The 24990-nt window shown below is 65.1% G+C and carries 26 protein-coding genes and 2 pseudogenes; 16 read left to right on the top strand and 12 right to left on the bottom strand.

Annotated features, from left to right (window positions below; all coding sequences use genetic code 11):
• Complete coding sequence (locus AC1DRP_RS21010) at positions 1-771, top strand: ABC transporter permease (protein ID WP_476769440.1); 771 nt, start codon at positions 1-3, stop codon at positions 769-771.
• A gap of 32 nt (positions 772-803) precedes the next feature.
• A pseudogene (locus tag AC1DRP_RS21005) lies at positions 804-1516 on the top strand (ABC transporter substrate-binding protein).
• Between the two features lie 157 nt (positions 1517-1673).
• On the opposite strand, the gene AC1DRP_RS21000 reads toward AC1DRP_RS21005, so the two are convergent.
• From AC1DRP_RS21000 to AC1DRP_RS20985, 4 genes are read right to left on the bottom strand one after another with little or no spacing between them, the layout of a single operon-like run.
• Entirely contained in the window at positions 1674-2486 is an 813-nt protein-coding gene (locus tag AC1DRP_RS21000) for an SDR family NAD(P)-dependent oxidoreductase (RefSeq protein ID WP_441505724.1), read from the bottom strand.
• Positions 2483-3217 (bottom strand): SDR family NAD(P)-dependent oxidoreductase, encoded by a 735-nt coding sequence (locus tag AC1DRP_RS20995; RefSeq protein ID WP_441505723.1) that lies wholly within the window; start codon positions 3215-3217, stop codon positions 2483-2485. The genes AC1DRP_RS21000 and AC1DRP_RS20995 overlap by 4 nt, the downstream gene beginning before the upstream one ends.
• A 48-nt stretch (positions 3218-3265) precedes the next feature.
• Positions 3266-4588, bottom strand: coding sequence for an MFS transporter (locus AC1DRP_RS20990; protein WP_441505722.1), 1323 nt, complete (start codon positions 4586-4588; stop codon positions 3266-3268).
• Positions 4589-4622: 34 nt separating this feature from the next.
• Complete coding sequence (locus AC1DRP_RS20985; RefSeq protein WP_441505721.1) at positions 4623-5603, bottom strand: alpha/beta hydrolase; 981 nt, start codon at positions 5601-5603, stop codon at positions 4623-4625.
• Positions 5604-5651: 48 nt separating this feature from the next.
• Here AC1DRP_RS20985 and AC1DRP_RS20980 point away from each other — a divergent pair, with 48 nt between their 5' ends.
• Positions 5652-6572 (top strand): LysR family transcriptional regulator, encoded by a 921-nt coding sequence (locus tag AC1DRP_RS20980; protein ID WP_441505720.1) that lies wholly within the window; start codon positions 5652-5654, stop codon positions 6570-6572.
• A gap of 42 nt (positions 6573-6614) precedes the next feature.
• On the opposite strand, the gene AC1DRP_RS20975 is transcribed toward AC1DRP_RS20980, so the two are convergent.
• Positions 6615-7544, bottom strand: coding sequence for a site-specific tyrosine recombinase XerD (locus tag AC1DRP_RS20975; protein ID WP_476769439.1), 930 nt, complete (start codon positions 7542-7544; stop codon positions 6615-6617).
• Entirely contained in the window at positions 7541-7687 is a 147-nt protein-coding gene (locus AC1DRP_RS20970) for a histidine kinase (RefSeq protein ID WP_441492512.1), read from the bottom strand. The genes AC1DRP_RS20975 and AC1DRP_RS20970 overlap by 4 nt, the downstream gene beginning before the upstream one ends.
• Positions 7688-7843: 156 nt before the next feature.
• Here AC1DRP_RS20970 and AC1DRP_RS20965 point away from each other — a divergent pair, with 156 nt between their 5' ends.
• From AC1DRP_RS20965 to AC1DRP_RS20955, 3 genes are read left to right on the top strand one after another with little or no spacing between them, the layout of a single operon-like run.
• A complete protein-coding gene (locus tag AC1DRP_RS20965; RefSeq protein WP_441492513.1) occupies positions 7844-8434 on the top strand; it encodes a shikimate kinase in 591 nt (196 codons plus the stop codon).
• An 18-nt stretch (positions 8435-8452) separates the two neighbouring features.
• Complete coding sequence (gene aroB / locus AC1DRP_RS20960; RefSeq protein WP_441505718.1) at positions 8453-9595, top strand: 3-dehydroquinate synthase; 1143 nt, start codon at positions 8453-8455, stop codon at positions 9593-9595.
• 13 nt (positions 9596-9608) lie between these two features.
• On the top strand, positions 9609-10901 hold the full coding sequence (locus AC1DRP_RS20955) for an HlyC/CorC family transporter (RefSeq protein WP_441492515.1): 1293 nt from the start codon (positions 9609-9611) through the stop codon (positions 10899-10901).
• Here the strand turns inward: AC1DRP_RS20955 and AC1DRP_RS20950 are convergent.
• The 3 genes and pseudogenes from AC1DRP_RS20950 to AC1DRP_RS20940 all read right to left on the bottom strand — a co-directional run bounded on the left by AC1DRP_RS20950 (position 10891) and on the right by AC1DRP_RS20940 (position 12383).
• The gene (locus AC1DRP_RS20950) at positions 10891-11265 is read right to left on the bottom strand and encodes a hypothetical protein (RefSeq protein ID WP_476769438.1); all 375 of its coding nucleotides are present in this window, start codon (positions 11263-11265) and stop codon (positions 10891-10893) included. The two genes, AC1DRP_RS20955 and AC1DRP_RS20950, sit on opposite strands and share 11 nt — an antisense overlap.
• 160 nt (positions 11266-11425) lie before the next feature.
• Positions 11426-11818 (bottom strand): annotated as a pseudogene (locus tag AC1DRP_RS20945) (calcium:cation antiporter); the annotation flags it as partial.
• A gap of 238 nt (positions 11819-12056) precedes the next feature.
• A complete protein-coding gene (locus AC1DRP_RS20940; protein WP_441505717.1) occupies positions 12057-12383 on the bottom strand; it encodes a DUF1330 domain-containing protein in 327 nt (108 codons plus the stop codon).
• A gap of 180 nt (positions 12384-12563) precedes the next feature.
• Here AC1DRP_RS20940 and AC1DRP_RS20935 point away from each other — a divergent pair, with 180 nt between their 5' ends.
• Positions 12564-12767, top strand: coding sequence for a hypothetical protein (locus tag AC1DRP_RS20935; RefSeq protein WP_476769437.1), 204 nt, complete (start codon positions 12564-12566; stop codon positions 12765-12767).
• 174 nt (positions 12768-12941) lie between these two features.
• On the opposite strand, the gene AC1DRP_RS20930 is transcribed toward AC1DRP_RS20935, so the two are convergent.
• Positions 12942-14759: a glucan ABC transporter ATP-binding protein/ permease gene (locus tag AC1DRP_RS20930; protein ID WP_476769436.1), complete on the bottom strand. Its 1818-nt coding sequence runs from the start codon at positions 14757-14759 to the stop codon at positions 12942-12944.
• Positions 14760-14900: 141 nt separating this feature from the next.
• Between AC1DRP_RS20930 and AC1DRP_RS20925 the strand changes: the two genes are divergently transcribed.
• Positions 14901-15671, top strand: coding sequence for a motility protein A (locus AC1DRP_RS20925; protein WP_441505715.1), 771 nt, complete (start codon positions 14901-14903; stop codon positions 15669-15671).
• Positions 15672-15685: 14 nt separating this feature from the next.
• The gene (locus AC1DRP_RS20920) at positions 15686-16510 is read left to right on the top strand and encodes an OmpA/MotB family protein (RefSeq protein WP_441492520.1); all 825 of its coding nucleotides are present in this window, start codon (positions 15686-15688) and stop codon (positions 16508-16510) included.
• Between the two features lie 31 nt (positions 16511-16541).
• Here AC1DRP_RS20920 and AC1DRP_RS20915 read toward each other — a convergent pair whose 3' ends face one another.
• On the bottom strand, positions 16542-17069 hold the full coding sequence (locus AC1DRP_RS20915; RefSeq protein WP_441492521.1) for a CAP domain-containing protein: 528 nt from the start codon (positions 17067-17069) through the stop codon (positions 16542-16544).
• 4 nt (positions 17070-17073) lie between these two features.
• Positions 17074-19692, bottom strand: coding sequence for a DUF3772 domain-containing protein (locus AC1DRP_RS20910; protein ID WP_476769435.1), 2619 nt, complete (start codon positions 19690-19692; stop codon positions 17074-17076).
• A gap of 222 nt (positions 19693-19914) precedes the next feature.
• Between AC1DRP_RS20910 and AC1DRP_RS20905 the strand changes: the two genes are divergently transcribed.
• From AC1DRP_RS20905 to soxA, 7 genes are all read left to right on the top strand, one after another.
• A complete protein-coding gene (locus AC1DRP_RS20905; protein ID WP_441505713.1) occupies positions 19915-20064 on the top strand; it encodes a hypothetical protein in 150 nt (49 codons plus the stop codon).
• Positions 20065-20159: 95 nt separating this feature from the next.
• Entirely contained in the window at positions 20160-20627 is a 468-nt protein-coding gene (locus AC1DRP_RS20900) for a (2Fe-2S)-binding protein (RefSeq protein ID WP_476769434.1), read from the top strand.
• 124 nt (positions 20628-20751) lie between these two features.
• A complete protein-coding gene (locus tag AC1DRP_RS20895; RefSeq protein ID WP_441505711.1) occupies positions 20752-22944 on the top strand; it encodes a xanthine dehydrogenase family protein molybdopterin-binding subunit in 2193 nt (730 codons plus the stop codon).
• A gap of 10 nt (positions 22945-22954) precedes the next feature.
• Positions 22955-23404, top strand: coding sequence for a sulfur oxidation c-type cytochrome SoxX (gene soxX, locus AC1DRP_RS20890; protein WP_441505710.1), 450 nt, complete (start codon positions 22955-22957; stop codon positions 23402-23404).
• Positions 23367-23861 carry a thiosulfate oxidation carrier protein SoxY gene (locus AC1DRP_RS20885; protein WP_441505709.1) on the top strand — a complete coding sequence of 165 codons (495 nt, stop codon included), beginning with the start codon at positions 23367-23369 and terminating at the stop codon, positions 23859-23861. The genes soxX and AC1DRP_RS20885 overlap by 38 nt, the downstream gene beginning before the upstream one ends.
• 13 nt (positions 23862-23874) lie before the next feature.
• Entirely contained in the window at positions 23875-24198 is a 324-nt protein-coding gene (locus AC1DRP_RS20880; RefSeq protein WP_069878835.1) for a thiosulfate oxidation carrier complex protein SoxZ, read from the top strand.
• Between the two features lie 9 nt (positions 24199-24207).
• On the top strand, positions 24208-24966 hold the full coding sequence (gene soxA, locus AC1DRP_RS20875; protein ID WP_441505708.1) for a sulfur oxidation c-type cytochrome SoxA: 759 nt from the start codon (positions 24208-24210) through the stop codon (positions 24964-24966).
• The last annotated feature ends 24 nt before the right edge of the window (positions 24967-24990 follow it).

Below are 24990 nucleotides of genomic sequence, written 5' to 3'. Positions count from 1 at the left end.
ATGAGCGAGTTCAAGCGCAAGTTCTGGGCAGCGGCGCTGATCGCGCTCTTCTTCGCGTCCTGGGAGCTGTTCTGCCTGCTCGCGGGCGTGTCGGACCTGATCCTGCCGCGGCCAAGCCAGGTCTTCGCTACGCTTCTCGCGCGCTTCCCTGTTCTCTGGCCCCATATCCTGCAGACGCTGGCGACGACGATGGCCGGCTTCGTCCTCGGCGTCCTGCTCGGGGTCTTCCTTGGTGCGACGATCGGGGTGTCGCGCACGGCCTATGACACGGTCTATCCGCTACTGATCGRCTTCTCCTCGATCCCCAAGGTCGCGGTCGTGCCGATCTTCGTGCTCTGGTTCGGCTCCGRCACAGTCCCGGCCGTGCTGACCTCGCTCGCGATGTGCTTCTTCCCGATCGCCGTCAATATTGCGACCGGGCTTGCCACCACCGAGCCGGAAATGGAGGACGTGCTGAAGGCGCTCGGCGCCAGCAAGCTCGACATCCTGTGGAATGTCGGCCTGCCGCGGACGATGCCGTTCTTCTTCGCCTCGCTGAAGGTCGCGATCACCTATGCCTTCGTCGGCACCGTGCTGGCGGAAACCGTCGCCTCCAATCGCGGCATCGGCAACGTGATGATGAGCGCCTCGTCGAATTTCAACGTGCCGCTGGTCTTTGCCGGGCTCTTCATCCTCGCCGGCCTGGGAGTCGCGCTCTACGCCGCGTTCTCGCTGATCGAGATGCGTGTCACCGGCTGGGCCAATCGCAAGAACGACTTCGCTGCCGCCTGATCCAATTCGTATCAACCAGAGGGGACATGAGGATGCTCAAGACGTTGACCGCGACGCTGTTCGCAGGCCTTGCACTGGCCAACTCCGCCATGGCGCAGGAGACGACGCTCAAGTTCACGCTGGGCTGGAAGACCCAGGGCTCCGATGCGGTGTTCTTCGTCGCCCGTGACAAGGGCTACTACAAGGCAGAGGGCTTGAACGTCGTGATCGACCAGGGCGAGGGTTCGGGCTGCTGATCAAGGGCGATGTCGACGGCGCGCTCGTCTTCAACATCACCGGCTACTTCAACCTGCTTCTCAACCGGCAGGATCCCGACAAGGATTTCAACTGGCTGAGCTTCGGGGATTACGGGCTCGACCTCTATTCCAACGGGCTGATGGTCTCGCAGAAGCTGCTGAAGGATAACCCCAAGGCGGTGGCAGGGCTCGTTCGTGCGACCAACAAGGCCATGATCGAGATCGCTAAGGACCAGGCCCTCGGCATGAAGGGCGTGATGAATTTCGACAATCTCGTCAACGAGGCTGTCGAGAAGAAGCGGCTGCAATACTCCTTCAGCGAGCTGATCGTCTCGCCGGAAATGAAGGAAATCGGTGTCGGCGACACCAAGGACGACCGCATGGCGCGCGCCATCGACATCATTGCCGAGGGCTATCAGCTCGCCCGCAAGCCGAAGCCCGAAGAGATCTTTTCGCGCCAGTTCCTTCCGCCCAAGGCGGAGCGCGAGCTGGTCTACACGGCAAATTGATCGGCCATGGCGGCAGGGCGGCGCGATCGGCACCGTCCTGACCGATCCGTCGCTGGTTTGTGACCAGGCGTCGGTGATTGTTTTCTATGCTCGTCAACGTCGCATGACACAGGGAGATTCTGCCCTTCGCGATTACTGGTGCGCGCCGCGGTCGTGGCTACGCGGGCTGTACAGTCCCGACGTCGCGCCCGATCTTCGTGTAGATACCGGCGCCGATCATGCCACCATCGACGGCGAGATCCGTGCCGGTGATGAAGCGGCTATCGGGTCCGAGCAGGAACATCACCGCGCCGGCGATCTCGTCCGGGTCGGCACCACGCGCGAGTGGCGTCATCATCCGGTTCCCTTCGAAGAAGGCGGTTGCGCGCTGAGCGTCGTAGCCTCCGTTGGGCTGATTGATCATCGGGGTATCGACCAGCCCCGGGCAGATCGTGTTCACCCGAATTCCCCGAGCCGCCAGTTCGATGGCAGCCGCCTTCGCGAGACCGCGCAGCCCCCATTTGCTGGCGGTGTAGGCGGCGCTGAAATAGCCGGTGAGGCCAGCCGTGGAAGACACGTTCACGATCGACCCGCCGTCGGCCATGTGCGGCGCCAGGTGCCGGATACCCAGGAAGGCGGCATTGAGGTTGACGTTCAGCACGGCCAGCCACTCGTCATGCGTGGTCTCCGTAACGGTCTTGCGCAGCGTGATGCCGGCGTTGTTGACCAGCCCCGAGAGCGAGCCTCCGAGTGTGCCGGCTGCGGCGAGGATCTCGGCCCAGGATTCCTCCCGCGATATGTCGGCCGTGACGACACTCAGCCTGTCCGCTGTGTCGCCGAGCACTGACCAATGCGGGTCGTCGGGGCCAAGCACGTCGGCGACCACGACCTTCGCGCCGGCCGCAAGAAGGCGGGACACCTCGGCAGCGCCTTGCCCCCTTGCCCCACCGGTGACGACGAAGACCCGATCCTGCCAGAAGGACGAACTCATGACCTGCCGATGCCTCCGTCGACACCCAGAACGTGGCCGGTGATGTAGCCGGCGGCATCGGAAGCGAGGAAGCTCACGGAATCCGCGATCTCTGTCGGCTGCCCCATGCGTCCGAGTGGCGTCCGACCAAGATAGATCGCCTTCTGCTCGGGATCGGCATGCATCCATGCGCTCATCGGGGTCTCGATATAGCCGGGGGCGATGGCGTTGACGCGAATGTTCAGGGGGCCCCACTCGATCGCGAGACAGGACGTCAGATGCGCGATTGCGGCCTTGGCAGCAGCATAATGAGCGCAGTTGGGCCGGGCCTTCAGGCCGGCATAGCTTGAGAGGTTGACGATCGAACCACCGCCGCCGTCCTTCATGACCCGCGCAGCGGCCTGTGCCCCGAAGAATGCCGCCGTCAGATTGACGTCGATCGACTTGCTCCAGTCATCGACCGTGATGTCGAGTGCGGCCTGGCGTTCCAGGAAGCCCGCGTTGTTCACCCAGATGTCGATGCGGCCGTGATCGGCTGCGATCTGCGCGACGGTATCCTGCAGGGCGGCCGTATTCGCGATGTCGACGATCCGGCGATCGATGCCGGCCGACCCTGGTCCGTCCTGGCGGTCGAGCGCAACGACCCTGGCGCCTTCGGCATTCAGCTTCGCGCAGATGGCTGCTCCAATGCCGCCGCTCGCGCCGGTCACGACGGCGATCTTGCCCCGATGGGCCTTCTGGCAATCCTGCATGGTTCCCGTTCCTGGAAGAATGGGCCGCACGCTGTGCGGCCCGGTTGGTCAGCGACCGCTGCGGATCTGGCTGAGGGGGACGCCGCGGGTTTCGCGGATCATGATGGCGGCGATGACGGCGAGGGCGCCGAGGACCATGATGTAGAGCGAGAACACCCAGGACAGTCCGATCGAGCTCAGCCAGGCGTTGAGATAAGGGGCCGTGCCTCCGAAAATCGCGACCGAAAGCGACGACAGGAAGCCGACTCCGAGCGCCCGCTGCTGGGTCGGGATCTGCTCTGCGATCAGGGTCGGGTAGATCGAGGCGATGATCGCCCAGACGGCCAGGCCGATGCCTTGAGAGAGGAAGAGGGTCCAGGGCTCGTTTGTCAGAATCGCTGCGACCGGGATCGGAGCCAGGATCAGTCCGAGCCCATAGATGAACACCATCGGCTTGCGGCCGACCTTGTCTGCGAGGTGCCCGAACAAGGGCAGCAGACAGAGAACGACGAGTTGAGCGAGCAGGCTCGCGATGAGGGCTCCGCGGGCATCCATTCCGCGCGCGGAGATCGCAAAGCTCGGAGCGAAGGTCACCCAGGTGTAGTAGGCGACATTGGAGCCGGCCGAGAAGAAGACCACCTTCAGCAGGATCTGGAGTTTGTCGCGGCCATTCATCGGCGCGACAACCGCAGGTGTGGCTTCGTCCGCGTCATAGACCGGGGACTCATGCGCGGCGCGGCGCATGTAGAGCGCGAACAGACCGAGGATACCACCGAAGGCGAAGCCGAGACGCCAGCCATAGGCCATCATGTCCGCCGGCGAGAATAGCGACGTCAGCACGATACCGAGGAGGGTCGCCGCCATGACGCCGAGCGTCACGCTGATGAAGACGCTGCTTGCCCAAAGGCCGCGCCTTTCGGCGGGAGCGATCTCTGCAACATAGGCATAGGAGACGCCGGACTCTCCGCCATGCGCCAGGCCCTGCAGCAGGCGTGCGATCAGCAACAGCGCCGACGCCCAGATTCCGATGCTCGCGTAGGAGGGGATGAGGGCGATCATCAGGCTGGCCGCAGCCATCGTCGACATCGTCACGATCAGGGTGTTCTTGCGGCCGATCCGATCGCCGAAGCGCCCAAAGATGATGCCGCCGATCGGTCTCGCAACGAAACCAACCGCAAAGACGGCGAGCGTCGAGAGCAGCGCGGATGTGGAGTCCGTCTTCTCGAAGAAGTTGGCTGCGAGATAGACGGCGAAGGTGCCATAGAGCGTCCAGTCGAACCACTCGAGCAGATTCCCGACGGCGGCGGCTCGGAGCGACTGGAGCGATTTGCTCCTAGCGACACGATCGTGCGGACGCGCGGCCTCGCCGCCCGCCAGAATATCGGCTGACATGAATTCCTCCCTGGTGGCTCTTTGGCCGTTCTGTTTAGAGATGGGTCGAGAACCAGCGCGCTGCCGCGCTGCTCGTCGTCTCGAAATGCTGCTGGTAGGCGGAGTAATGGCCGCCCTGGAGCAGCAGCAATTCCTTGGGCTCGCGCGCCTGGGTGAAGGCGTCGAGTTGAAGATCGGTCGGCGTCTGAAGGTCGTTGTCGGCAACGATCATCAGGAGCGCTGCGGGCCCGATCCGCGACACCCATTGACCTGGCTCGTAGCTGCGCGCGAGTTCGAGAGATCGGATGGTCACTTCGTTGCGCCATTCGGGGCAGCGCGCGGCCTGTCCGATCATGTAGTCGTATGATTCCGCGCCGGGATAGGCGACGTCCGGCCCTTCATCCTGCCCGACCTCGCGCATCGTGCCTGGCGGTTGTCCGTTCAGGCGCGCCAACCGGTCATCCGCGAAAAAGCGCTGGAGCGTCTCGGCGTGGCGCGGATGGACCTTCCGCAGGCCGGACAGGTAGCCGCTGATCGTCGGAACCTGGCTCACGACGCATTTCACCCGGCGATCGGTGGCACCGACTACGAGGACATGGCCTCCGCTGTAGCTGGTTCCCCAGATCCCGATGCGCTGCACGTCGACGTCGGGGCGCGAACAAAGATAGGTGACCGCAGTCCTATAGTCCTCCTGCTGCCAGGCGGGATCGATCTCCTGGCGGGGCAGTCCGGAGCTCTTGCCGAGCCGCCGATAATCGAAGGTCAGGCAGGCGATGCCCTGTGCCGCAATGATGCGGGCATAGTCCTCGAGATCACCGCCCGCGACCATTCCCCAGCCGTGTCCGAGGGCAACGGCGGGAAGCGGTCCGCTCGTCGACGGCAGATGGAAGGAGCCGCGAATGACATCCTCACCGGCGCGAAATTCCACGGGGGTGGTTGAAACGTCCATTCGCCTGTCCTCCTGATCCGCCTTGGCGCTGGCTGCGGGAGCGGATGTATTTTCAAGAGGTTTTGGCGAATGGTGCCTCTTGATCAACGCCGCAAAACAACTTTATCAATCGGTATTCCCGATTGATCAGGCGCCATGGATCTCCGCAAACTCGATTGCTTCCTGGCCGTGGCTCACCGGCTGCACTTCGGCCAGGCCGCCGAAGCACTGGGCGTGAAGCAATCCGTCGTATCGGAGTCGATCAAATCTCTCGAGAGCCATCTCGGAGGTCGGCTGTTTGAGCGGACGAGCCGGCGCGTATCGCTCACAGCTCTCGGGCAAGCTCTGCTGAAGGATCTCGAACCGCCGGTCAATGCTCTCAGGGCGGCGCTTGGCGATGCGCGCAAACGCGCTCAGGGCCAGCAGACGGAATTGCTCGTCGGCTATCTCGGCGGTGGATTCTACGAGCTCACATCGGCGGTGGTTGCGGAATTCGCGCGCTCTCGTCCCGACATCTCGCTCCGCTTCGTCGAGCTCAACTATCTGAACCAGGGATCGGCGGTCCTGGACGGCAAGGTCGACGTGGCGCTGGCGCGGCTGCCGCTTGCGACACACAGCCTGACGCGAGGCGCCATTCTCTTCCAGGATGCACGCACGCTCGTTGTGCCGAGCGGACACCGCCTGGCGGCCAACAAGCTGGTGGATCCAGAAGAGCTGCAATACGAGCGAATGGTCCGATTGCCCGCCGGCGCAGCGTCCGACGAGTGGTGCAACTATCATTTTCCGCGTGTGACCCCGTCGGGGCAGGCCATCGCCGACGGTCCCGAGATCGCGACGGTGCGAGAAGGGCTGGTCGCGGTCGCAGCCGGCCAATGCGTCATGACCTTGACCTCGCGAGCCCGGAACTACTTCGCCCATCCTGGCGTCGAGTTCATCGAGATTGATCTGCCGCCGATCCAGAGCGCCCTGACCTGGCGCACTTTCGATCACCGCTCAGGGCCCCGAGATCTCGAAATGGCGGCAAGGGCCGTCGCCGCCCGCCTCGGCACGCTCGCCCTTGCAGAAGGCCCGCGCTGATCGGGGCGGCCTCGCAATTCCGGTCTTCCCGGGGCCTGGCGATCAGCTCTCGTCGGCCAGGGGGTGCAGGTCGCGCACCATGCTCTTCAGGCGCTCGTCGAGGACATGGGTGTAGATCTGGGTCGTGGCGATATCGGCATGGCCGAGCAGTTCCTGCACGACGCGAAGATCCGCACCGTTCTGCAGCAGATGGCTGGCGAAGGCGTGGCGCAGCACGTGCGGGCTCAGCGCCGCGGATAAGCCGGCTGCCCCGGCCAGCATCTTGAGGTCGCGGCCAAAGGCCTGGCGCGTCAGATGCCCACTCTCGCCGTCGGACGGGAAGAGCCAGCGGCCGTCCGCGCTTCCAGCCTGGCGCAGGGCCTCCAGATAGCTGCGTGCGGCCTCGCGGGCAGCGTCGTTCAGCGSCACCAGCCGGTCCTTGTTGCCCTTGCCGCGCACGACAAGGAAGCGCTCGCGCGTCGTTGCCGCTGAGAGCGGCAACGCCAWCAGTTCGGACACGCGCAGGCCCGTGGCGTAGAGCATCTCGATCAGGCAGCGCATGCGCAGGGCCTTCAGCCGTGCCGCCGGGGTAAGACCATCGCGTTCGCTGAGGAGCCGCGCCGTCTCGATCAGGCGATCGACATCGGCGACGGAAATGACCTTGGGCAGCGGCCGGCCCTGCCTTGGTCCGTCGATCGCGGCGGAGGGGTCGGCGCCCGTCAGCCCTTCCGTATAGAGGAAGCGATGGAACTGGCGCACCGCGGAAAGCCGGCGCGCCGTCGATGACGCCTTCAATCCACGGGCTGCAAGATCGGCGAGCCAGTCCCGGATGTCCTGGGCGCCGATGGAGCCGAGGTCGCCGCGGCCGGCGATGAAGCCGGTATAGTCGTCGAGGTCGCGCTCATAGGCCTCGAGCGTGTTCTTCGCCGCGCCGCGCTCCGCCGCGAGCATGTCGAGAAAGGCCGTGATCCGGCTGCGCGCCAGCCGGCTCATCGCTGCTGCAGCTTGGACGGTGGCACGATCTCGACCATCTCGCGCTGCTCGGGCTGGACGAAGGTGACCAGCGCGATCATTCCGGCGAAGATCAGCCCGCCGACGATGGCGAGAAAGGCGATGAATCTGAAGAGGGTCGGCACGGGCCGGATGTCTCCTGGAACCTTGCCCCGATTCAGGACTATCCGGTTATTCCCGATGCCTGGCGGTTCGCGCAAGTGCAGACCGGTTCATCAGCGTCGTGAGGGCATGACGTCGGCTGACGGCTCATGCTAGACCGGCTGCGAGGAAATGCCGCGATGACAATAGCCGACCCCATCGAGAACYTGGACAATTCCGAGTTGCGCAGTCTGCTCGGGAAGCGCGCAGTCGTGCTTGTCGGCATGATGGGCTCGGGCAAGAGTTCCGTGGGGCGGCGGCTGGCAACGCGGCTCGGCCTGGCTTTCGTCGACGCCGACGTCGAAATCGAAACTGCGGCCGGCATGACGATTCCCGAGATTTTCGCGCAGCGCGGCGAAACCGAGTTCCGTGACGGCGAGAGACGCGTCATCAGCCGGGTTCTGGCGACACGCGCGCCGCTGGTGCTCGCGACCGGGGGCGGCGCCTTCATGAACGCGGAAACGCGGGAGCGCATCATCGAACTCGGCATCTCGATCTGGCTCAAGGCGGATGCCGATGTGCTGATGCGCCGGGTGCGCAAGCGCTCCAACCGGCCCCTGCTGCAGACTGCCGACCCTGAAGCGACGATGCGGCGGATGCTGGCGGAGCGCGAACCGGTCTATGCTCTGGCTGATGTAACGGTGACCTCGCGCGATGACCCCCATGAGGTCGTCGTCGAGGAGGCGATAGTCGCGCTCGATCGCCATTTGCGTTCCCTTGAGAGCCTTTGAGCTGCTGAGAGCGAAGACATGATCAAACCTGCGAACGAGAAGTCCGGCGCGCGGATCGTGGTTCCCGTTGCGCTCGAAGGGCGCAGCTACGACATCCATATCGGCCGCCACCAGCTTTGCGAGGCGGCGAGCCTGATCGCCAGCTTCGCGCCTGGCGCCAAGGCGGCGCTGGTCACCGACGAGCATGTCGCCGGCCTGCATGCGCCCGCCTTCGAAACCTGCCTCCAACAGGCCGGCGTCGCGACCACGCGGATCGAGATCCCGCCCGGCGAGGCATCGAAATCCTATGCTCGGTTCGCGGCGCTTTGCGACGCGCTGCTCGCTGCGAAGATCGAGCGCAACGATCTCGTCATCGCCTTTGGCGGCGGTGTGGTCGGCGACCTGACCGGTTTCGCGGCGGCCGTGCTCAGGCGCGGCGTGCGCTTCGTGCAGATCCCGACGACGTTGCTGTCGCAGGTCGATTCCTCGGTCGGCGGCAAGACAGGGATCAACTCCTCGCATGGCAAGAACCTGATCGGCGCCTTCCACCAGCCAGCCCTGGTCATTGCCGACACGGCGCTGCTCGATACGCTGAGCGAGCGGGAGTTCAAGGCTGGCTATGCCGAGGTTGTGAAATACGGGTTGATCGGCGACCCGAATTTCTTCGACTGGTGCGAAGTCAACTGGAGCCGCATCATTGCAGGCGGACCCGAGCGCGATCATGCTGTCGCCGTGTCCTGCCGCGCCAAGGCGGCGATCGTGGCACGGGACGAACGCGAGGAGGGGGACCGCGCCTTGCTCAATCTCGGCCACACCTTCGCTCACGCGCTGGAGCGCCTAACCGGCTATGACGCGAACCGGCTGGTGCATGGCGAGGCGGTGGCGATCGGTCTTGCGCTCGCCTTCCGCTTCTCGCAGCGGCTCGGCCTTTGTTCCGGACAGGATGCAGGGCGGGTCGCGGCGCATCTCGATGCCGTCGGCCTGCCGAGCCGATTGCAGCAGGTGCCGGGCGGGGCCGGCAGCACGGAGGAGATCGTTGCCGCGATGACCCAGGACAAGAAGGTCAAGCGCGGCGTGCTGACCTTCATCCTGGCGCGCGGCATCGGCAAGAGCTTCATCGCGCCGGGCGTCGCGGCGGACGAGGTCAGGGACTTCATCGAGGCCGAGCTCGCGGCCGCCTGAGCACGCTGGGACCATGCTCGAGAACATCAACCCCTGGCTGGCCGCGCTGATCGTCCTGATCTGCCTGTTGCTATCAGCCTTCTTCTCGGGCAGCGAGACGGCGCTGACGGCTGCCTCGAAAGCCCGGATCGCCGCGCTGGAGAAGGCGGGAAGCCGACGGGCCGGCATCGCGATGCGGCTGCTGGCGACGCGGGAGCGGCTGATCGGCGCCATGCTGATCGGCAACAATGTCGTCAATATCGGTGCCTCGGCCTTCGCCACCAGCGTGCTGGTCGCGGCCTTCGGCAATGCCGGGGTGATCTATGCGACGGCCGTGATGTCGGTCCTCGTGATCATCTTCGCGGAGATCATGCCGAAGACAGCGGCGATCGCGAAGCCCGACCAGGCGGCGCTGCGGCTGGCGCGGCCGGTGGCCTGGGTCGTTGCCGTGCTGGGCCCGCTGACACTGGCGATCGAATGGTTTGTTCGGCGCTTCCTGCGCCTCTTCGGCATCCGTATCGACGAGAACCAGTCGATCCTTTCACCGAATGAAGAGCTGCGTGGTCAGGTCGACCTGATGCACCAGGAGGGGGCGGTCAAGAAGGCCGATCGCGACATGCTCGGCGGGCTGCTCGACCTGAAGGAGCTCGGCGTCGAGGACGTGATGATCCACCGCACCAAGATGCGGACGATCAATCTCGATATCGGACCGGAAGCGATCGTGCGCGAGGTCCTGGCCTCGCCCTATACGCGGATGCCGCTCTGGCGCGACAAGCCGGAGAACATTGTCGGCATCCTGCACGCCAAGGACCTGCTGCGGGCGCTCGATGCTGCCGGCGGGGATGCCGGCAAGCTCGACGTGGCGCAGATCGCCCTCGCGCCCTGGTTCACCCCGGTCACGACCTCGCTGCCTGATCAGCTCAAGGCCTTCCTGGCGCGCAAGACCCATTTCGCGCTTGTCGTCGACGAGTATGGCGAGGTGATGGGGCTGGTGACGCTCGAGGATATCCTCGAGGAAATCGTCGGCGATATCCGCGACGAACATGACATCGCGGTGCCGGGCCTGCGCCAGCAGGTGGATGGGTCGGTGGTCGTTGATGGCGGAGTGCCGATCCGGGACCTGAACCGCGCGATGGACTGGGACCTGCCCGACGAGGAGGCGACAACGATTGCCGGCCTCGTCATTCACGAGGCCCGCACCATCCCCGAGGCCGGGCAGGCCTTCACCTTCCACGGCTTCAAGTTCGAAGTGGTGCGCAAGAGCCGCAACCGCGTGACCTCGCTCCGGATCACCCCCCTGGCGCTTGCCCTCGCCGCTACGGGCTGAACACTAGCACCAGGAAGACGAAGAAGACGCAGAGATGCACGGCGCCTTCCAGCATCGTCGTGCGTGAGCCGGTGAAAGTCAGCGTGCTCAGCATCAGCGTCATCGCCAGGATGACCATATTGGTGGCCGACAGGCCGAGCGTGACCGGCTGGCCGGTGAGAAGGCCGATGCCCAGCACGGCAGGCACCGTCAGGCCAAGCGTCGAGGCTGCCGCACCCAGGCACAGATTGATCGCGCGCTGGAGCTGGTTGGCATTGATCGCGCGCAGGGCCGTAATGCATTCCGGCGTGAAGACGACCATCGCGATCAGGATGCCGCCGAGCGCCGGGGGGGCGTCGAGCTTGGCGATGCCGAAATCGAGCACGGCCGCCAGGCTCTTCGCCAGGATGACGATCGGCAGGATATTGGCCAGGAGCAGCCCGATATTGGGCAGGATGCTCCCGGACGCGGCGTGCCCGACGCCGGATCAGGAAGGCCGCGTAGAGCGCCAGGGTGAACAGCGAGAAGCAGATGGCCTGCACGTTGGTCAGCGTGCCGTCGCTGGTCGAGGTGGTGAAATTCGGCAGAACCAGCGCGATGACCGTCAGCGGGATGATCACGACCAGATAGGCGGTGGCACCTTGCAGATTGTAGCTCTGCTGGAAATGGCGCAGGCCGCCGAAGATCAGCCCGATGCCGACGACGCCGTTGAGCACGATCATCAGCACGGCGAACATCGTGTCGCGGCCAAGTGTCGGCGCCCCGGTTGCCCCGAGCATCACGGCCCCGATCAGCGCCACCTCGATGATGACGATCGAGAGCGTCAGGATCAGCGTGCCATAGGGTTCGCCCAGCCTGTGCGCCAGTTCCTCCGCCTCATGCACGACGCCGATCGCCGACCAGGCGATGATGCCGAGCAACCAGGCAAAGATCAGCATGGACAGGACGGGGGAGCCAAGCTGCCCGAGAATCGTCTTGCCGAAGAACAGATAAGCAAGGACMGAGGCCCAGGCGCAGATGAGGCGGATGATCATGCTGGTCAAAGACAGACCCCATCCTTGTGGCGGGCGGACGACAAACGAGACATCGCCCGGCGAGGACGCCGGGCGATGGACCGAGGGATATACGCGCGGCGTCGGAGGATCGTTGGCTCCGCCGCGCCTCATTCGCAAGTATTCACTGTCGGCGTAGCACATCCGTCGCCAGATGGTCGGACGAAACACCATCGATGAAAAAGACCGCGCCGGACGAATTGCGCATGCGCAAGGGCAGGATAGCCTGATAGGCCTCTGATTCGTACCAGGCCTTCGCGGCCGCACGGTTCGGGAACTCGATCACGATCAGGTCGCCCGACCAGCTGCCCTCCAGCAGCTCCGGCGGATCGCCATGGATGATGAAGCGCCCCTGGAACGGTGCCAGCGTCGCATCGATACCTTCGAGATAGCCAATGATCTCAGGTCCCAGAGCGACGTGGGTGAGGTGGGCCATGGCGTAGGTCTTCATCGTGAAATCCCCTTCGTTGTCAGCCGGGCTGGTCTGCCGATGTCGCGACCTTCGCCTGCAGATGGAATGAAGTCGATTACCTCCAGGGTTATCGCGGCAACCCGTTCGCAATCCCGCCGCAAACCCGCGCGACAGCTGGGGCATGACCAAGCGTCTCCTTCGTTCGAGGGAGAGTTGACCATGGTCCGCTTCGACGGGGCGCTGGTCTATCTCGCGCTCTGTCATGCGCCGGATCCGCAGGTTCTGTGCGTCACCTATGCCGAGAATGGCAGCAAGCTCGGCGACCGGGTCGTGGCCAGCGGCAGCTTCGAACGGGTCGGACCCAACCATGTGAAGCTCGATCCCTGTCTGCATCACGAACCGGACAAGGAGAGGCCGCGCTAAGGCATCGGCCCGAAAAGTGGATTGCGGTTTTCGGAAAAGCCGATGCAAAGACAAAGGGTTAGATCATCGGACTGGATACGATATCCGGTCCGATGATCTAAGGCATCGGCTCGAACAATGGATTGCGGTTTTCGGCACAGCCGATGATCCAAGGCCGTCCGGTGCAGCACGCGGTCAATCGGCGGCGAGCTTCTGGGCGAGCGGGCTGACCGCGTCCTCTGCCAGCATCGCGACCGGCTTGTCGGTGACGAGATACTGCGCCCGCGCGAGCGCGGCGAAGCGTCCGCCCCTGGCGACGAGTTCGTCGAAGGAGCCCATCTCGATGACGCGGCCCTGCTCGAAAACGAGAATCCGGTTGGCGTTGCGGATGGTGGCCAGGCGGTGCGCAATGACGAAAGTCGTGCGGCCCTTCATCACCTCGTCGAGCGCCTTCTGGAGCTTCACTTCCGTGGCAGCGTCGAGCGCGGAGGTGGCTTCGTCGAGAATCAGGATCGGTGGGTTCTTGAGGAGCGCGCGCGCGATCGAAAGGCGCTGGCGCTCGCCGCCAGACAGCGTGCGGCCGCGTTCGCCAACCAGGGTGTCGAGCCCGTCGGTCTGGCGCGCCATGACTTCGGTCGCCTGGGCCCGGTCGAGCGCCTCAAGCATCTCGGCATCGGTCGCGTCGGGCTTGCCGACGGTGAGATTCTCGCGGATCGAGCGAGCGAAGAGCATCGGCTCCTGAAAGACGACGCCGATATTGCGGCGCAGGCTGAGCAGCGAGATGTCCCGAATATCACTGCCATCGGCGAGGATACGGCCGGATTGCGGATCGAAGGCGCGGTGCAGCAGGCCGAGCGTGGTCGACTTGCCGGAGCCGGTCGAGCCGACAATGGCGATGGTCTCGCCGGGCTCGACGGCGAAGGACACGTCGGCGACCGCCGCGCGCTTGCCGTCATAGGAGAACGAAACGTCATCGAAGGTGATGCGGCCCTCGAGGCGGCCGACATCGGGCGCGCCCGGGAGATCGCGCACGGCCGGCATGGTGTCGAGCACCCCGAAGAATTCGCGCATCTTCGGCGCCTGCATGAAGATGAAGTTCACGAAGGAGACGATCTGCTCAAGCCGGCCGACCAGCATGGTGGCGAAGCCCATGAAGGTGACGATTTCACCGACGGTTGTCTGCCCCATCATCAGGAGCCAGGTGCCGACGACGAAGATCGCCAGCACGGTGAGCGTTGCCGAGGCGCGGGTTGCCACCGTCGCGATCGCCMACCAGGACAGCACCGGAAGCTGCGCCTCCAGCAGGCTGGCGATGGTGGAGCGCAGGCCGCGTACCTCCGCTTCGATGCGGGTGAAGCTCTGGATCACCGGGACATTGCCGAGCGCGTCCGAGGCGCGTTCGGCAAGGTTGGAGTGGTAACCTTCGACATTGCTCTGGAGCTTTTCGGTCTTGCGCAGCACGAAGGCCGTCAGCGTGCCAAAGAGCACGACGAGGCTGATCAGCAGCAGCCCGAGCTGCCAGTTCTTCCAGAGGGTGAAGGGCAGCAGGATGAAGAGCGCGACGAAGCTGGCGCAGTGTTCGCGGAAGAAGGAGAGCCATAGCGCCCACATGCCGCTGGTGCCTTCCAGCATCACCTTGAGCACCCGGCCGGAATGAGTCTGGGTGTGGTAGGCCAGCGGCAGGGTCAGGGCATGCTCGAAATAGTCGGCCATCACGGCGAGGCGGCGGCGATGGGCCAGCCGGTCGGCATGGAGGGCGACGAAAACGCTGGCTCCGATATTGAAGAGCCCGAAGCCGACCCAAGCCGCGATCAGGACATTGATGTCGCTCCAGTTTGGTCGCTGGCCGGAGCTCTGGATGCTGGTCAACCTGTCGATCAGCGTGCCGAACAGAATCGGCTCGGCGAAGGCTGCGGCCGCCAGCAGGATATTGGCGAGCGCAAGGATCAGCCCCAGCCGCTTTTCGGGGCCGAGTTCGCCGAGGACGCGGGCATAGAGCGCAAACAAGGACATCCGCGGAGCATTATCCGAGCCGCGGGCCTGAGCAAGTGCTCAAGCTTAACGCTTCGTTCAAACCGCTCCCGCTATGGTTACCAGACTGCCAAGACAGGGCGCTGCGCGGGTGCTGGATCTGCGTGGATCAGGATGGCTTAAATGGATATCGCAACCGGCGTCGGCATTCTGGGCGGTATCGCGACAATCATTTCGCTGATCATGATCGATGGTGGCAATTTCGCCGCCTATTGGGATAAGCACGCCGCGATCATCATCTTCGGTGGTGCCTCGGCCGCGACCATGCTGCGCTTCCCGTTCACCGTGATTGCCCATGGCATTCCGATGGGCTTCCGTTTCGCCTTCACGATGCGCTCGATCCATCCGCGCGAGTTGATCGACGAGATCACGCGCGTCGCCGAGATCGCCCGCAAGAGCGGCCCTGTCGCGCTGGAAAACGTCGAGGTCTCCGATCCGTTCCTGGCCCAGGGCCTGCGCTACATCGCCGACGGCTATGACAAGGAGTTCATCCGCGACACGATGGAGCGTGACCGCGACAACTTCCTGCAGCGGCTCGACGAGGGTTCGAAGGTCTATCGCGCCATCGGCGACTGCGCCCCGGCCTGGGGCATGATCGGCACGATTCTCGGCATGGTGACGATGTTCGCCAATATGAGCGACCCGTCCAAGCTTGGCCCCGCCATGGCGACGGCGCTGCTCGCGACGCTCTATGGAGCGATGGTCGCGAACATGTTCACGCTGCCAATCGCCGACAAGCTGCATATCAAGCTCGAGGAAGAAGAGATCTCGCGCACGCTGATCATCGACGGCGTCCTGCAGATGCGCGATGCCAAGAGCGCGACGCTGGTGCGCGAAATGCTGCTCGCCTATCTCCCCGACCATCATCGGGCCGAGATGGCCCAAGCGGCCTGACGGAAACCTGAGCGATGGCGAAGAAAAATCGCGGCGGCCATGGCGGTCACGGCTGGTTCGTGACCTTCGCCGATCTGATGGCGCTGCTGATGGCGTTCTTCGTCATGGTCGCGGCCTATTCGAGCCAGGACAAGAACAAGCTCCAGATCGTCGCGGGCTCGATGCGCGAGGCTTTCGGCACACAGACCGACATGCGGCTCGCCGGCATCGTCGAGGTCGACGGCATCCCGACCAAGACCCATATCAAGAACGCCTATATCCGGCCGCTCAGCGATGCGTCCGACACGACAGCGCCCAACCACAACCAGCAGAAGGAAGACGGCCTGGTCTCGGCGACGCATGACCGTGGCTTTGCGCTCGCGGCCGCCTCGCTCCGGCAGGCCCTGCGCGAGATGCCGGAGATCGCCGAGCTCTCGCGTAACATCCTGGTGGAGGTTTCCGAGGCGGGCATCGATATCCAGCTCGTCGATCAGGATGGGCGGGCGATGTTTGCCGAGGGCTCGGCGCAGCCGAACGAGCGCATGCGCAAGCTGCTCGCGGCCGTCGCCCCGACGCTGCGGCGGATGTCCAACAAGATCGCGATCACGGGCCATACGGCGGCGCCACGTCCCGGAGCGGCCCCGGAAGGCAATCCCTGGGAGCTCTCCGTGGCGCGTGCCGCGGCGGTCCGCGAGATCCTCAGCAATACGGGTGTCCCGGATGACCGCTTCGCCTCCGTCACCGGCAAGGGCGACACCGAGCCGCTGATCAAGGACAATCCTTATCTCGCCTATAACCGCCGTGTCGGGATCGTCCTCAAGGCGGATGCACCGCCGCTGCCCTTCGGCGCGAAACCCTGAGGCAGCTTCGTCTCAGCGCGTCAGCMTTGCCTCAGGGGGCGAGGATCAGTGCCCAGTAGACCTGATATTTCGAGCCCGGCGCATAGGCGGTGGCAATGCCCATGCGGGTGGCGCCCGGCGTCTTCATGACACGGTCGTGCTGCGGCGAGTCGCGCCAGCCCGAGAAAGCTTCGGCCAACCGCCGATAGCCGGCGGACAGATTGGCTTCCGCTCCCGGCTGGCCGGCCCGCGCCAGCCGCGCCTTGACGGCTTCGGCCTGGACTGGCTTGTCGGCCGCGGCCATGGCGCCGGCCTCCTGCTCGGCAGCCTCGACCAGGGCCGGATCAAGTTTCAGCGTGCCGAGCCCGTGGTTCATCCGGTAGGCCGAGATCATGGCGCGCGCCTCATTTGCATCGACCCGGGCCGAGGGCGAGCCGAGATCGCGGTAGAAAGCGGGCTGGCTGGTCCGGGCAGGCTCGGTGCAGCCGGCAATGCCGAAGACGGCGAGCGCACCGGCGACGAGGGCGGGGCAGGTCACGGTTCGGTGCGCCACGGCGGCTGCACGGAAAGGCTTGGGCATCRCATCATTCCTTGCTGTCGTCCTTGGACGCATCCTTGGCCGGCTCGGGCGCGTGCGTGGTTTCGCGCCGCACCTGCTCCTCCGGCTCCTCCTCCTCCCCCGTCTCACCGTTGAGGAGGCGGGGCCTTGATGCGCGCGCGGTGGTTACGGCTTTCTTGCGATGCGAAGGCTTTGTTTCGCGCCCGACGGCGGCGGCGATGTCTCCGAGCGATTGTTCGATTCCGTCGAGGCCCTTGACGAGCAGCTCTGCGCCGGCTGCCGGCCCTTCCATTTCGGTCAGGCGCTTGTGAATGGCGAAGTTGAGATCGCTGGTGACGCGGCCGACGATGTCGACATCCGCGACGACGCAGATCAGGTCGAAATCCATCGTCGAGGTGCCGATCTTCTTGAACTGCACGGTTGGCGGCGGCTTCTGTAACACGTCGCCATGGGAGTGGGCGGCCTCGGYGAGCATCGTGCGCACGTCGGACGCGTCCAAACTCCTGGGCACGGTGATCGAGATCAGCGAGCGGCCGGTGCGATCGGCGCGCACCCGGTTCCTGACCACACCCGAGACGAGGTTGGAGTTCGGCACGATCACGGTCGAGCGATCGAAGGTCGCGATCTCGGTCGAGCGGACATTGATGCGCTTGACGATGCCTTCCGCGTCGCCGACCACGACCTGATCGCCGACCCGGATCGGGCGCTCCCACAGCAGGATCAGCCCCGAGACGAAATTCGAGACCACGGACTGCAGGCCAAAACCGATACCGACGGAGAGGGCGCTGGCGACGAGGGTCAGGCGTTCGAGGCTGAGACCCAGCGCAGAGACGGAGAGCGCGACGGCTGCGGCATAGCCGAGATAGCCGGCGGCGGTGATGATCGAGTTGCGCAAACCGGTATCGAGCTGCGTCGTCGGCAGGAACTTGCCTTCAAGCCAGCCCTGGGCGCCGCGTGTCGCCGTCAGGGCGAGCGCGAAGAGCAACCCGGAGACGATGATCGAGGACAGCGAGATCGTGACGCCGCCGACCTGGAAACCGAAGAAGGCGGCGCGCAGCGATGTCAGGAAATCGACCGATTCCAGGCCCCAGGGGGCCAGCGCGAGCATCAACGTCACCACGATCAGCACGAGCTTGAGCAGCCCGGTGACGATGACGGCGATCTTCTGCAGCGCCGAGCCCCGGATGCCGACGCCGGCCTTCAGGGTCAGCGCGAAATGTCCGTTGCCGGTCAAGAGCTCGCTGATGCCGAGATCGAGCAGCTGGTAGGCAAGGACGAACAGGCAGGCGAGAATGCCGAGCCAGAGCACCTGCTCGGTCAGGAAGGAGGCGAAGACGACATAGCCCGTCAATGCAGCCAATGCGATGACGAGGCCGACGATCCAGCCGAAGATGCGGATCGGCCCGAGCGAGGCGCCATCGACTGCCACATAGGGGCCGAGACAGGCCTCCTCCTCGACTTCCTTGTCGTCGCGAAGCTGGTAAAGCCCGGCGATCAGGACCRCCGCGAAGACGAGCACAACCACGCCGCGGACGACAATCGACGATGCCAGGCTGGCGGCGATGGCCTGGAGCCAGGCCTCGAGCACCTTGCCGGTCGATACAACGAGCGCGAGCGACGCCGCGATCCAGACCACGGTCCGGGCCGTCGAGTCCATGACGCTGACAAGGCGCCGCTGCGGCTTGTTGGGAGCAAACAGCGCGTCGGCCAATGCCTGGACGAAAGCGAAGATCGCGAGCCCGACGACGATCGCCCAGATGACCGGCTGGATGCGTGGCGGCAGGAGGCCCGCAGTTTTGAGCGCGGCGTAGATCAACCAGCTTGCGAGCGCCGGTGGGGCCGCACCGGCCACGATATGGGCGAGCGCGACGTGAAGGCAGCGCAAGCTGTTGGTATCGCCTGTTGGATCGAGCCGTTCCGCAAAGCGCGGCAGGTAGCGTGCACGGGCGACGTAGAGCAGGATCGCGCCGAGGAGGGCGACAGCGACAAGCGCTCCGCGGGCCGTGCTGGATGCTTCGACGACGACGGAGAGCCAGTCCCCGAAGATCAGGCCGGACGCGCGCATGTCCTCCGGCGAGGTCGACAGTGCTGCGCCCCAGAGCTCCGGGTTGACGATGGCGGGCCCCGGCGCGAACAAGGCCTTGGCGAAGAGGTCGCGGCGCCGGTCGCCGATGCTGGCCAGAAGCTGTTCTGCCTGGAGAAGGGCCGAGCGCGAGATCTTCAAAGTCTCGTCAGCGTCGGCAAACGCCTTCTCTCGCGTTTCGCGCTCTCGGACGACTTCGGCGGATTCGGCCGGCGCCTTTGCGTCGGGCTTCGGGCCAAGCTGCTCGATGCGCAACTTGGCCTGCTCGGTCTTCGGAGCCTGTTCCTCGGTGATATGGCGGAGCTGTTCGAGCAGAGGCTGCAGCCTGAGCCGGTGGCGCTGCAGCTCGGCATCGGTCGCATTCGGATTGGCGAAGAGGGTCTCGATCTGGGCGAGTTCGGCACGCGCTGCGTCGAGACGCGTCCTGGCCGGGGCCGGATCGGGAGCCTGGGCCCAGCTCTGTGCGGCAAAGATCAGGGCTATGGCCAGAAGCCCAAGCGCTGCCAGTGCGGCGCGCCACGCCGTGGCGATGGAAACCTCTCGTATGGCGCGGGCCGTCATGGCGATCCTGGCTCGTTCAGGCTGATTCGACGCGATGCCGCACCTCGCCCTCTCCAGCTGCGTAAGGCAAGGCGAGATCGGAAAATGCGTCGGATGGGGCAAGGACGGCACCTTGTTGCTGGGAATGCCGAACTGGCGCCTGATTCATCACATTGATGTGAGAAATGGAGCAGTCAGCGAAATGCGAGGATTGCCCTGATCGTCGATAATCAGGACGTGATCATGGCGATCAGGGGGCTGATTGCGCATTTTTGGGTCGATCCTGCTGGGATCGTACAGGTCATCCCGGAGCGGAGCGTCTGGGATACGGGCGCGGCGCTCGCACTTTTGGCATTGGCTCAAGGTCGCTTTCTGGATTTCAATCTCATCTAAATACAATCTGTCCGCGTGCCCGTTGGCACGGTGGACTCCTGGCGAGGCGCGCTGGCTCTCTCGCCACTCTTCTGAAATCGAACCGGGAGGTTGCGGTGGCGAAGCTGAGCATAAACGGCAAAGTGGTGGATGTGGCGGTCGATGGCGACACGCCGCTRCTTTGGGTGATACGCGAAAAGATCGGCCTGACCGGAACGAAATATGGCTGCGGCGTCGCGCAATGCGGTGCCTGTACCGTGCATATCGACGGGGTCGCGGCGCGCTCCTGCGCTCTCCCCGTGAGTGCCGTTTCGGCGGAACAGAAGATCGTCACCATCGAAGGGCTTTCGCCGGATGGATMGCATCCGGTGCAGAAAGCCTGGATCGCTCATGATGTTCCGCAATGCGGCTACTGCCAGAGCGGTATGATCATGGCCGCTGCTGCGCTCCTCCAGGCCAATCCCAAGCCGAGCGACGCCGATATCGCCAATGAAATGACCAATATCTGCCGTTGCGGCACCTATACGCGGGTCAAGGCGGCAATCCTGGATGTGGCGGCCAGCGGCACGCTCGGCCGGGGCTAAGCCTCTTCGCGTCGGCCCGGCTGAGCGTCGGTCCGCATGTTTCACGTTTCGCCTGGGTAGGGTCGAGCGCGACGGGCCAGGTGCCCTTGCTCCCCTGCTTCCCTAACGGAATCTGGAGAACGATATGATTTCTGCCTCGGCTGACACATCTGCGACCCTGTCCCGCCGCACCATGCTCGCCGGCTCCGCTGCGGCGGCCGGGGCCTTCACCTTCGGCTTTGCCATACCGTTCGCTGGCGAGGCGATGGCGCAGGGGGCCGTCAAGGAAATCAATGCGTGGGTGGTGGTCCATCCCGACGACAAGGTGGTGATCCGCATCGCCCGCTCCGAAATGGGGCAGGGGACGCTGACGGGGCTCGCCCAGCTCGTCGCCGAGGAACTGAACTGCGACTGGGCCAGGGTGACGACCGAATATCCGACGCCGGGCCAGAACGTCGCGCGCAACCGCGTCTGGGGCAATTTTTCGACGGGTGGCAGCCGTGGCATCCGGGAATCGCATGAGTATGTCCGCAAGGGCGGCGCGGCGGCGCGAATGATGCTGATCCGGGCTGCCGCGAACCAGTGGAGCGTGCCGGCGGCGGAGTGCTCCGCCGAGAAGAGCATCATCACGCACAAGGCTTCCGGCCGCTCGCTGCGATATGGGCAGGTCGCCGAGGCGGCGTCGAAGCTCGAGGCTCCCAAGGATGTTCCGCTCAAGGATCCGAAGGACTGGACGATTGCCGGCAAGCCGCTGAAGCGGCTCGACACGGTCGACAAGACCAATGGCGCCAAGATCTACGGCATCGATCTGAAGATGCCCGGCATGCTCAATGCCGCAATCAAGGACTGCCCGGTCTTCGGCGGCAAGGTGAAGAGTTTCGACGCTGCCAAGGTCAAGGCCATGCCGGGTGTGACGCATGTCGTGCCGGTGGGCGAGACGGCCGTCGCCGTCGTCGCCGAGACCTGGTGGCAGGCGAAGACGGCACTCGATGCGCTGCCGATCGAGTGGGACAATGGCGAGAATGCCAAGGTCTCGAGCGAGAGCATCGCTGCTTGGCTCAAGGAAGGTCTCGATGCGCCCGAAGCCGTCATCGGTAACCAGGTCGGAGACGCGAAGGCTGCGATCGCCAAGGCGGCGCGTGTCGTCGAGTCGGTCTATTCCTACCCCTTCCAGAACCACGCCACGATGGAGCCGATGAACGCGACGGCGCGCTACACGCCGGAGCGCTGCGAGGTCTGGACCCCGACCCAGAACGGGGAGGCGGCACTGGCTGCGGCGTCCGAAGCCTCGGGACTGCCGATCGCCAAATGCGAGGCCTACAAGATCGATCTTGGCGGCGGGTTTGGCCGGCGCGGCGCGGTGCATGACTGGGTCAGGCAAGTGGTTGCCATCGCCAAGCAGATTCCCGGCACGCCGATCAAGCTTGTCTGGTCGCGCGAGGAGGACATGCTGCATGGCCGCTACCACCCGGTGACGCAGTGCAAACTGACCGGCGGGCTCGACAAGGATGGCAATCTGACCGGGCTGCACATGCGCATTTCCGGCCAGTCGATCGTTGCCGGCATCTTCCCGCAGAACATCCAGAACGGGCGTGACCCCGCCGTCTTCCAGGGCCTCAATCCCCCGGGGCCGGAGGCTTCGATCGGATATGGCATCCCGAATCTGCTGATCGACCATGCGATGCGCAATCCGCATGTGCCGCCCGGCTTCTGGCGCGGCGTGAACCTGAACCAGAACACGATCTATCTCGAATGCTTCATGGACGAGCTCGCCCATGCGGCGGGCAAGGACCCGCTCGAATTCCGCCGGGCGCTGATGAAGAACCATCCCAAGCATCTGGCAGTTCTCAATGCGGTCGCCGAGAAGGCGGAATGGGGCAAGACCCTGCCGGCCGGGGTCTATCGCGGCATCTGCCAGACCATGGGTTTTGGCTCCTATGTCGCGGCGGTCGCGGAGGTTTCGGTCAGCGCAGAGGGCAAGCTGAAGATTCACCGTATCGTCGCGGCGACCGACCCGGGCCACGCCGTCAACCCGGCCCAGATCGAGCGCCAGGTCGAGGGCTCCTTCGTCTATGGCCTTTCGGCGGCGCTCTATGGCGAGTGCACGGTCAAGGACGGGCGCATGGTCGAGGAGAATTTCGACACCTACACCGTGCTGCGCCTGGATGAGATGCCGGTGGTCGAGACGGTGATCGTTCCGTCCGGCGGTTTCTGGGGTGGCGTCGGCGAACCGACGATCGCGGTTGCCGCCCCGGCGGTGTTCAACGCGATCTTCGCGGCGATCGGCAAGCGTGTGCGCTCGGTCCCGCTGAAGAACATGGATCTGCGGAAGGCCTAGGACCCGGCGTGTGACGCGCCTCGGCTTCGCCACAGCCCTCCTGCTCGGAGGACTGGCTTCCTCCCGGCCGGGCGCGGCGCTGGAGCCCTACGCCGTCGTCGGGGACGCGATTCCAAAGGCTCTCGGCGCGCGTGTCGGCGATGTGGCGCGAGGGCAGGCCATCCTGCGCGACCGGGAGCGCGGCAATTGCCTGATCTGTCATCAGGGGGCGGATCCGGCAGAGCCGTTCCAGGGTGCGATAGGACCGCCACTGGCCGGCATCGGGGCCCGGCTCGACGCCGGGCAGATCAGGCTGAGGCTGGTCGATTCATCGCGGCTCAATCCGGAGACGGTGATGCCGCCCTATTACCGGACCGAGGGCTTGCACGATGTCGGCCCGGTCTATCGTGGCAAGCCGGCTCTGTCGGAGCAGGAGATCGAGGATGTCGTTGCCTATCTCGCCACTCTCAAGACATTCTGAGTCCGCCCCGAGCCGGCGTGACATCGTCGTCGGTGCTGCGGCCGGGATCGGCCTTGCCAGCCTGCCGAAGGTGGCGATGGCTGCGACGCAGCCGGCGCTGCCGGAGCTGATCGCGCGGCTGACCGATGGCGCGGTGCCGGAGCGCGGCAGGATCACGCTGGAGATTCCGGCGCTCGTCGAGAACGGCAATTCGGTCGATACGAGTATCGTGGTCGAGAGCCCGATGACGGAGGCGGACCATGTCCGCTGGATTCATCTTATCGCCGAGAAGAACCCGTTCCCGGACATGGCGCGGTTTCATCTTGGCCCCCGCTCCGGCCGCGCCGAGGTCGCGACCACTTTGCGGCTGGCGACCTCGCAGAAGGTTACCGTCGTCGCTGCGCTCAGCACGGGGGGCTATCTCATGAGCGATGCCGATGTCGTCGTGACGTTGAGCGCCTGCATCGACGGCGGATGAGGAGAGATCTCCGATGGCATTCAACGCCCGCATCAGCATGCCGACGGAAGCTCGCGCCGGCGAGATCATCGAGATCCGCGTTCTGACGCGGCATCCGATGGATCGCGGCGGCCAATCCGACGGCAAGGGAGGCACCGTTCCGCGGAAAATCCTGAACCGGCTGACGGCGACCTATTCCGGGGAACCGATCTTCCGGCTCGACATGTATACGGGGGTCTCGGCCAATCCCTTCGTCTCCTTCACGACGCGCGCGGTCGAGACGGGCGACATCGTCTTCGAATGGCGCGAGGACGGCGGAGCGGTCTTCACCCGGACGGCCAGGCTGACGGTGACGTGAGCCCGGGCGATGTGGTTGAAGCTGGCCTTGGGACTCCTGATCGCGACGCTCGGCACAGCCGCGGGCGGCGAAGAGATCACCTCGGGGAGCGCCTTCCTGTCGCCCGATCTGCGCCGGCAGCAGGATGATCCGACGCGAAACCCGGCCTGGTTCTGGGTCGAGCAGGGTCAGGAACTTTTCAGTCGCAAGCCGGGGGCCAGCCAGGCCTGCAGCCAGTGCCATGCCGAGCCGGAGAGGAGCCTGCGTGGCGCGGCGACGCATTATCCGCGGGTGGATGCCGGCACCGGGCAGCTCCTGAATCTCGAGGGGCGCATCGAACAGTGCCGCGTGGAGCGGCAGAAGCAGCCGGCCTTCGGCTATGAGAGCGGTGAGCTTCTGGCGCTGACGGCCTATGTCGCTTCGTTGTCGCGGGGCTTGCCGATGGACGTCGAGACCCGCGGTCCGGCACAACCTTTCTACGACGCGGGCAGGGCCTTCTTCGAGCGCCGCCAGGGGCAGCTCAACCTCTCCTGCAAGCAATGCCATGACGGGCTGGTTGGCCAGAAGTTGCGCGGCGACACGATCAGCCATGGCGCGGGGACCGGCTATCCGGCCTATCGGCTGGAATGGGACGGCGTCGGTTCGCTGCATCGGCGCTTGCGCGCCTGCTCGCTCGGCGTCCGGGCGACGCAGTTCGACTACGGCGCGCCGGAATATCTGGCGCTCGAGCTCTATCTTGCCGGGCGTGCGCGCGGCCTGCCGATCGAGACGCCGGCCATGCGGCGTTAGATCATCGGACCGGATATCGTATCC

This window comes from Allobosea sp. 01N443 (genome assembly GCF_056399325.1).
The sequence above is the reverse complement of the archived record's forward strand: the minus strand, read 5'-3'. Positions and strand labels throughout refer to the sequence as shown.

What these genes read in the sequence shown, in the direction of transcription:
- AC1DRP_RS21000 (WP_441505724.1), bottom strand. Translation starts at nt 2,486, where the DNA reads ATGAGTTCGTCCTTCTGGCAGGATCGGGTCTTCGTCGTCACCGGTGGG.
- AC1DRP_RS20995 (WP_441505723.1), bottom strand. Translation starts at nt 3,217, where the DNA reads ATGCAGGATTGCCAGAAGGCCCATCGGGGCAAGATCGCCGTCGTGACC.
- AC1DRP_RS20990 (WP_441505722.1), bottom strand. Translation starts at nt 4,588, where the DNA reads ATGTCAGCCGATATTCTGGCGGGCGGCGAGGCCGCGCGTCCGCACGAT.
- AC1DRP_RS20980 (WP_441505720.1), top strand. Translation starts at nt 5,652, where the DNA reads ATGGATCTCCGCAAACTCGATTGCTTCCTGGCCGTGGCTCACCGGCTG.
- aroB (WP_441505718.1), top strand. Translation starts at nt 8,453, where the DNA reads ATGATCAAACCTGCGAACGAGAAGTCCGGCGCGCGGATCGTGGTTCCC.
- AC1DRP_RS20955 (WP_441492515.1), top strand. Translation starts at nt 9,609, where the DNA reads ATGCTCGAGAACATCAACCCCTGGCTGGCCGCGCTGATCGTCCTGATC.
- AC1DRP_RS20940 (WP_441505717.1), bottom strand. Translation starts at nt 12,383, where the DNA reads ATGAAGACCTACGCCATGGCCCACCTCACCCACGTCGCTCTGGGACCT.
- AC1DRP_RS20935 (WP_476769437.1), top strand. Translation starts at nt 12,564, where the DNA reads ATGGTCCGCTTCGACGGGGCGCTGGTCTATCTCGCGCTCTGTCATGCG.
- AC1DRP_RS20925 (WP_441505715.1), top strand. Translation starts at nt 14,901, where the DNA reads ATGGATATCGCAACCGGCGTCGGCATTCTGGGCGGTATCGCGACAATC.
- AC1DRP_RS20920 (WP_441492520.1), top strand. Translation starts at nt 15,686, where the DNA reads ATGGCGAAGAAAAATCGCGGCGGCCATGGCGGTCACGGCTGGTTCGTG.
- AC1DRP_RS20915 (WP_441492521.1), bottom strand. Translation starts at nt 17,069, where the DNA reads ATGCCCAAGCCTTTCCGTGCAGCCGCCGTGGCGCACCGAACCGTGACC.
- AC1DRP_RS20905 (WP_441505713.1), top strand. Translation starts at nt 19,915, where the DNA reads ATGGCGATCAGGGGGCTGATTGCGCATTTTTGGGTCGATCCTGCTGGG.
- AC1DRP_RS20895 (WP_441505711.1), top strand. Translation starts at nt 20,752, where the DNA reads ATGATTTCTGCCTCGGCTGACACATCTGCGACCCTGTCCCGCCGCACC.
- AC1DRP_RS20885 (WP_441505709.1), top strand. Translation starts at nt 23,367, where the DNA reads ATGTCGTTGCCTATCTCGCCACTCTCAAGACATTCTGAGTCCGCCCCG.
- AC1DRP_RS20880 (WP_069878835.1), top strand. Translation starts at nt 23,875, where the DNA reads ATGGCATTCAACGCCCGCATCAGCATGCCGACGGAAGCTCGCGCCGGC.
- soxA (WP_441505708.1), top strand. Translation starts at nt 24,208, where the DNA reads ATGTGGTTGAAGCTGGCCTTGGGACTCCTGATCGCGACGCTCGGCACA.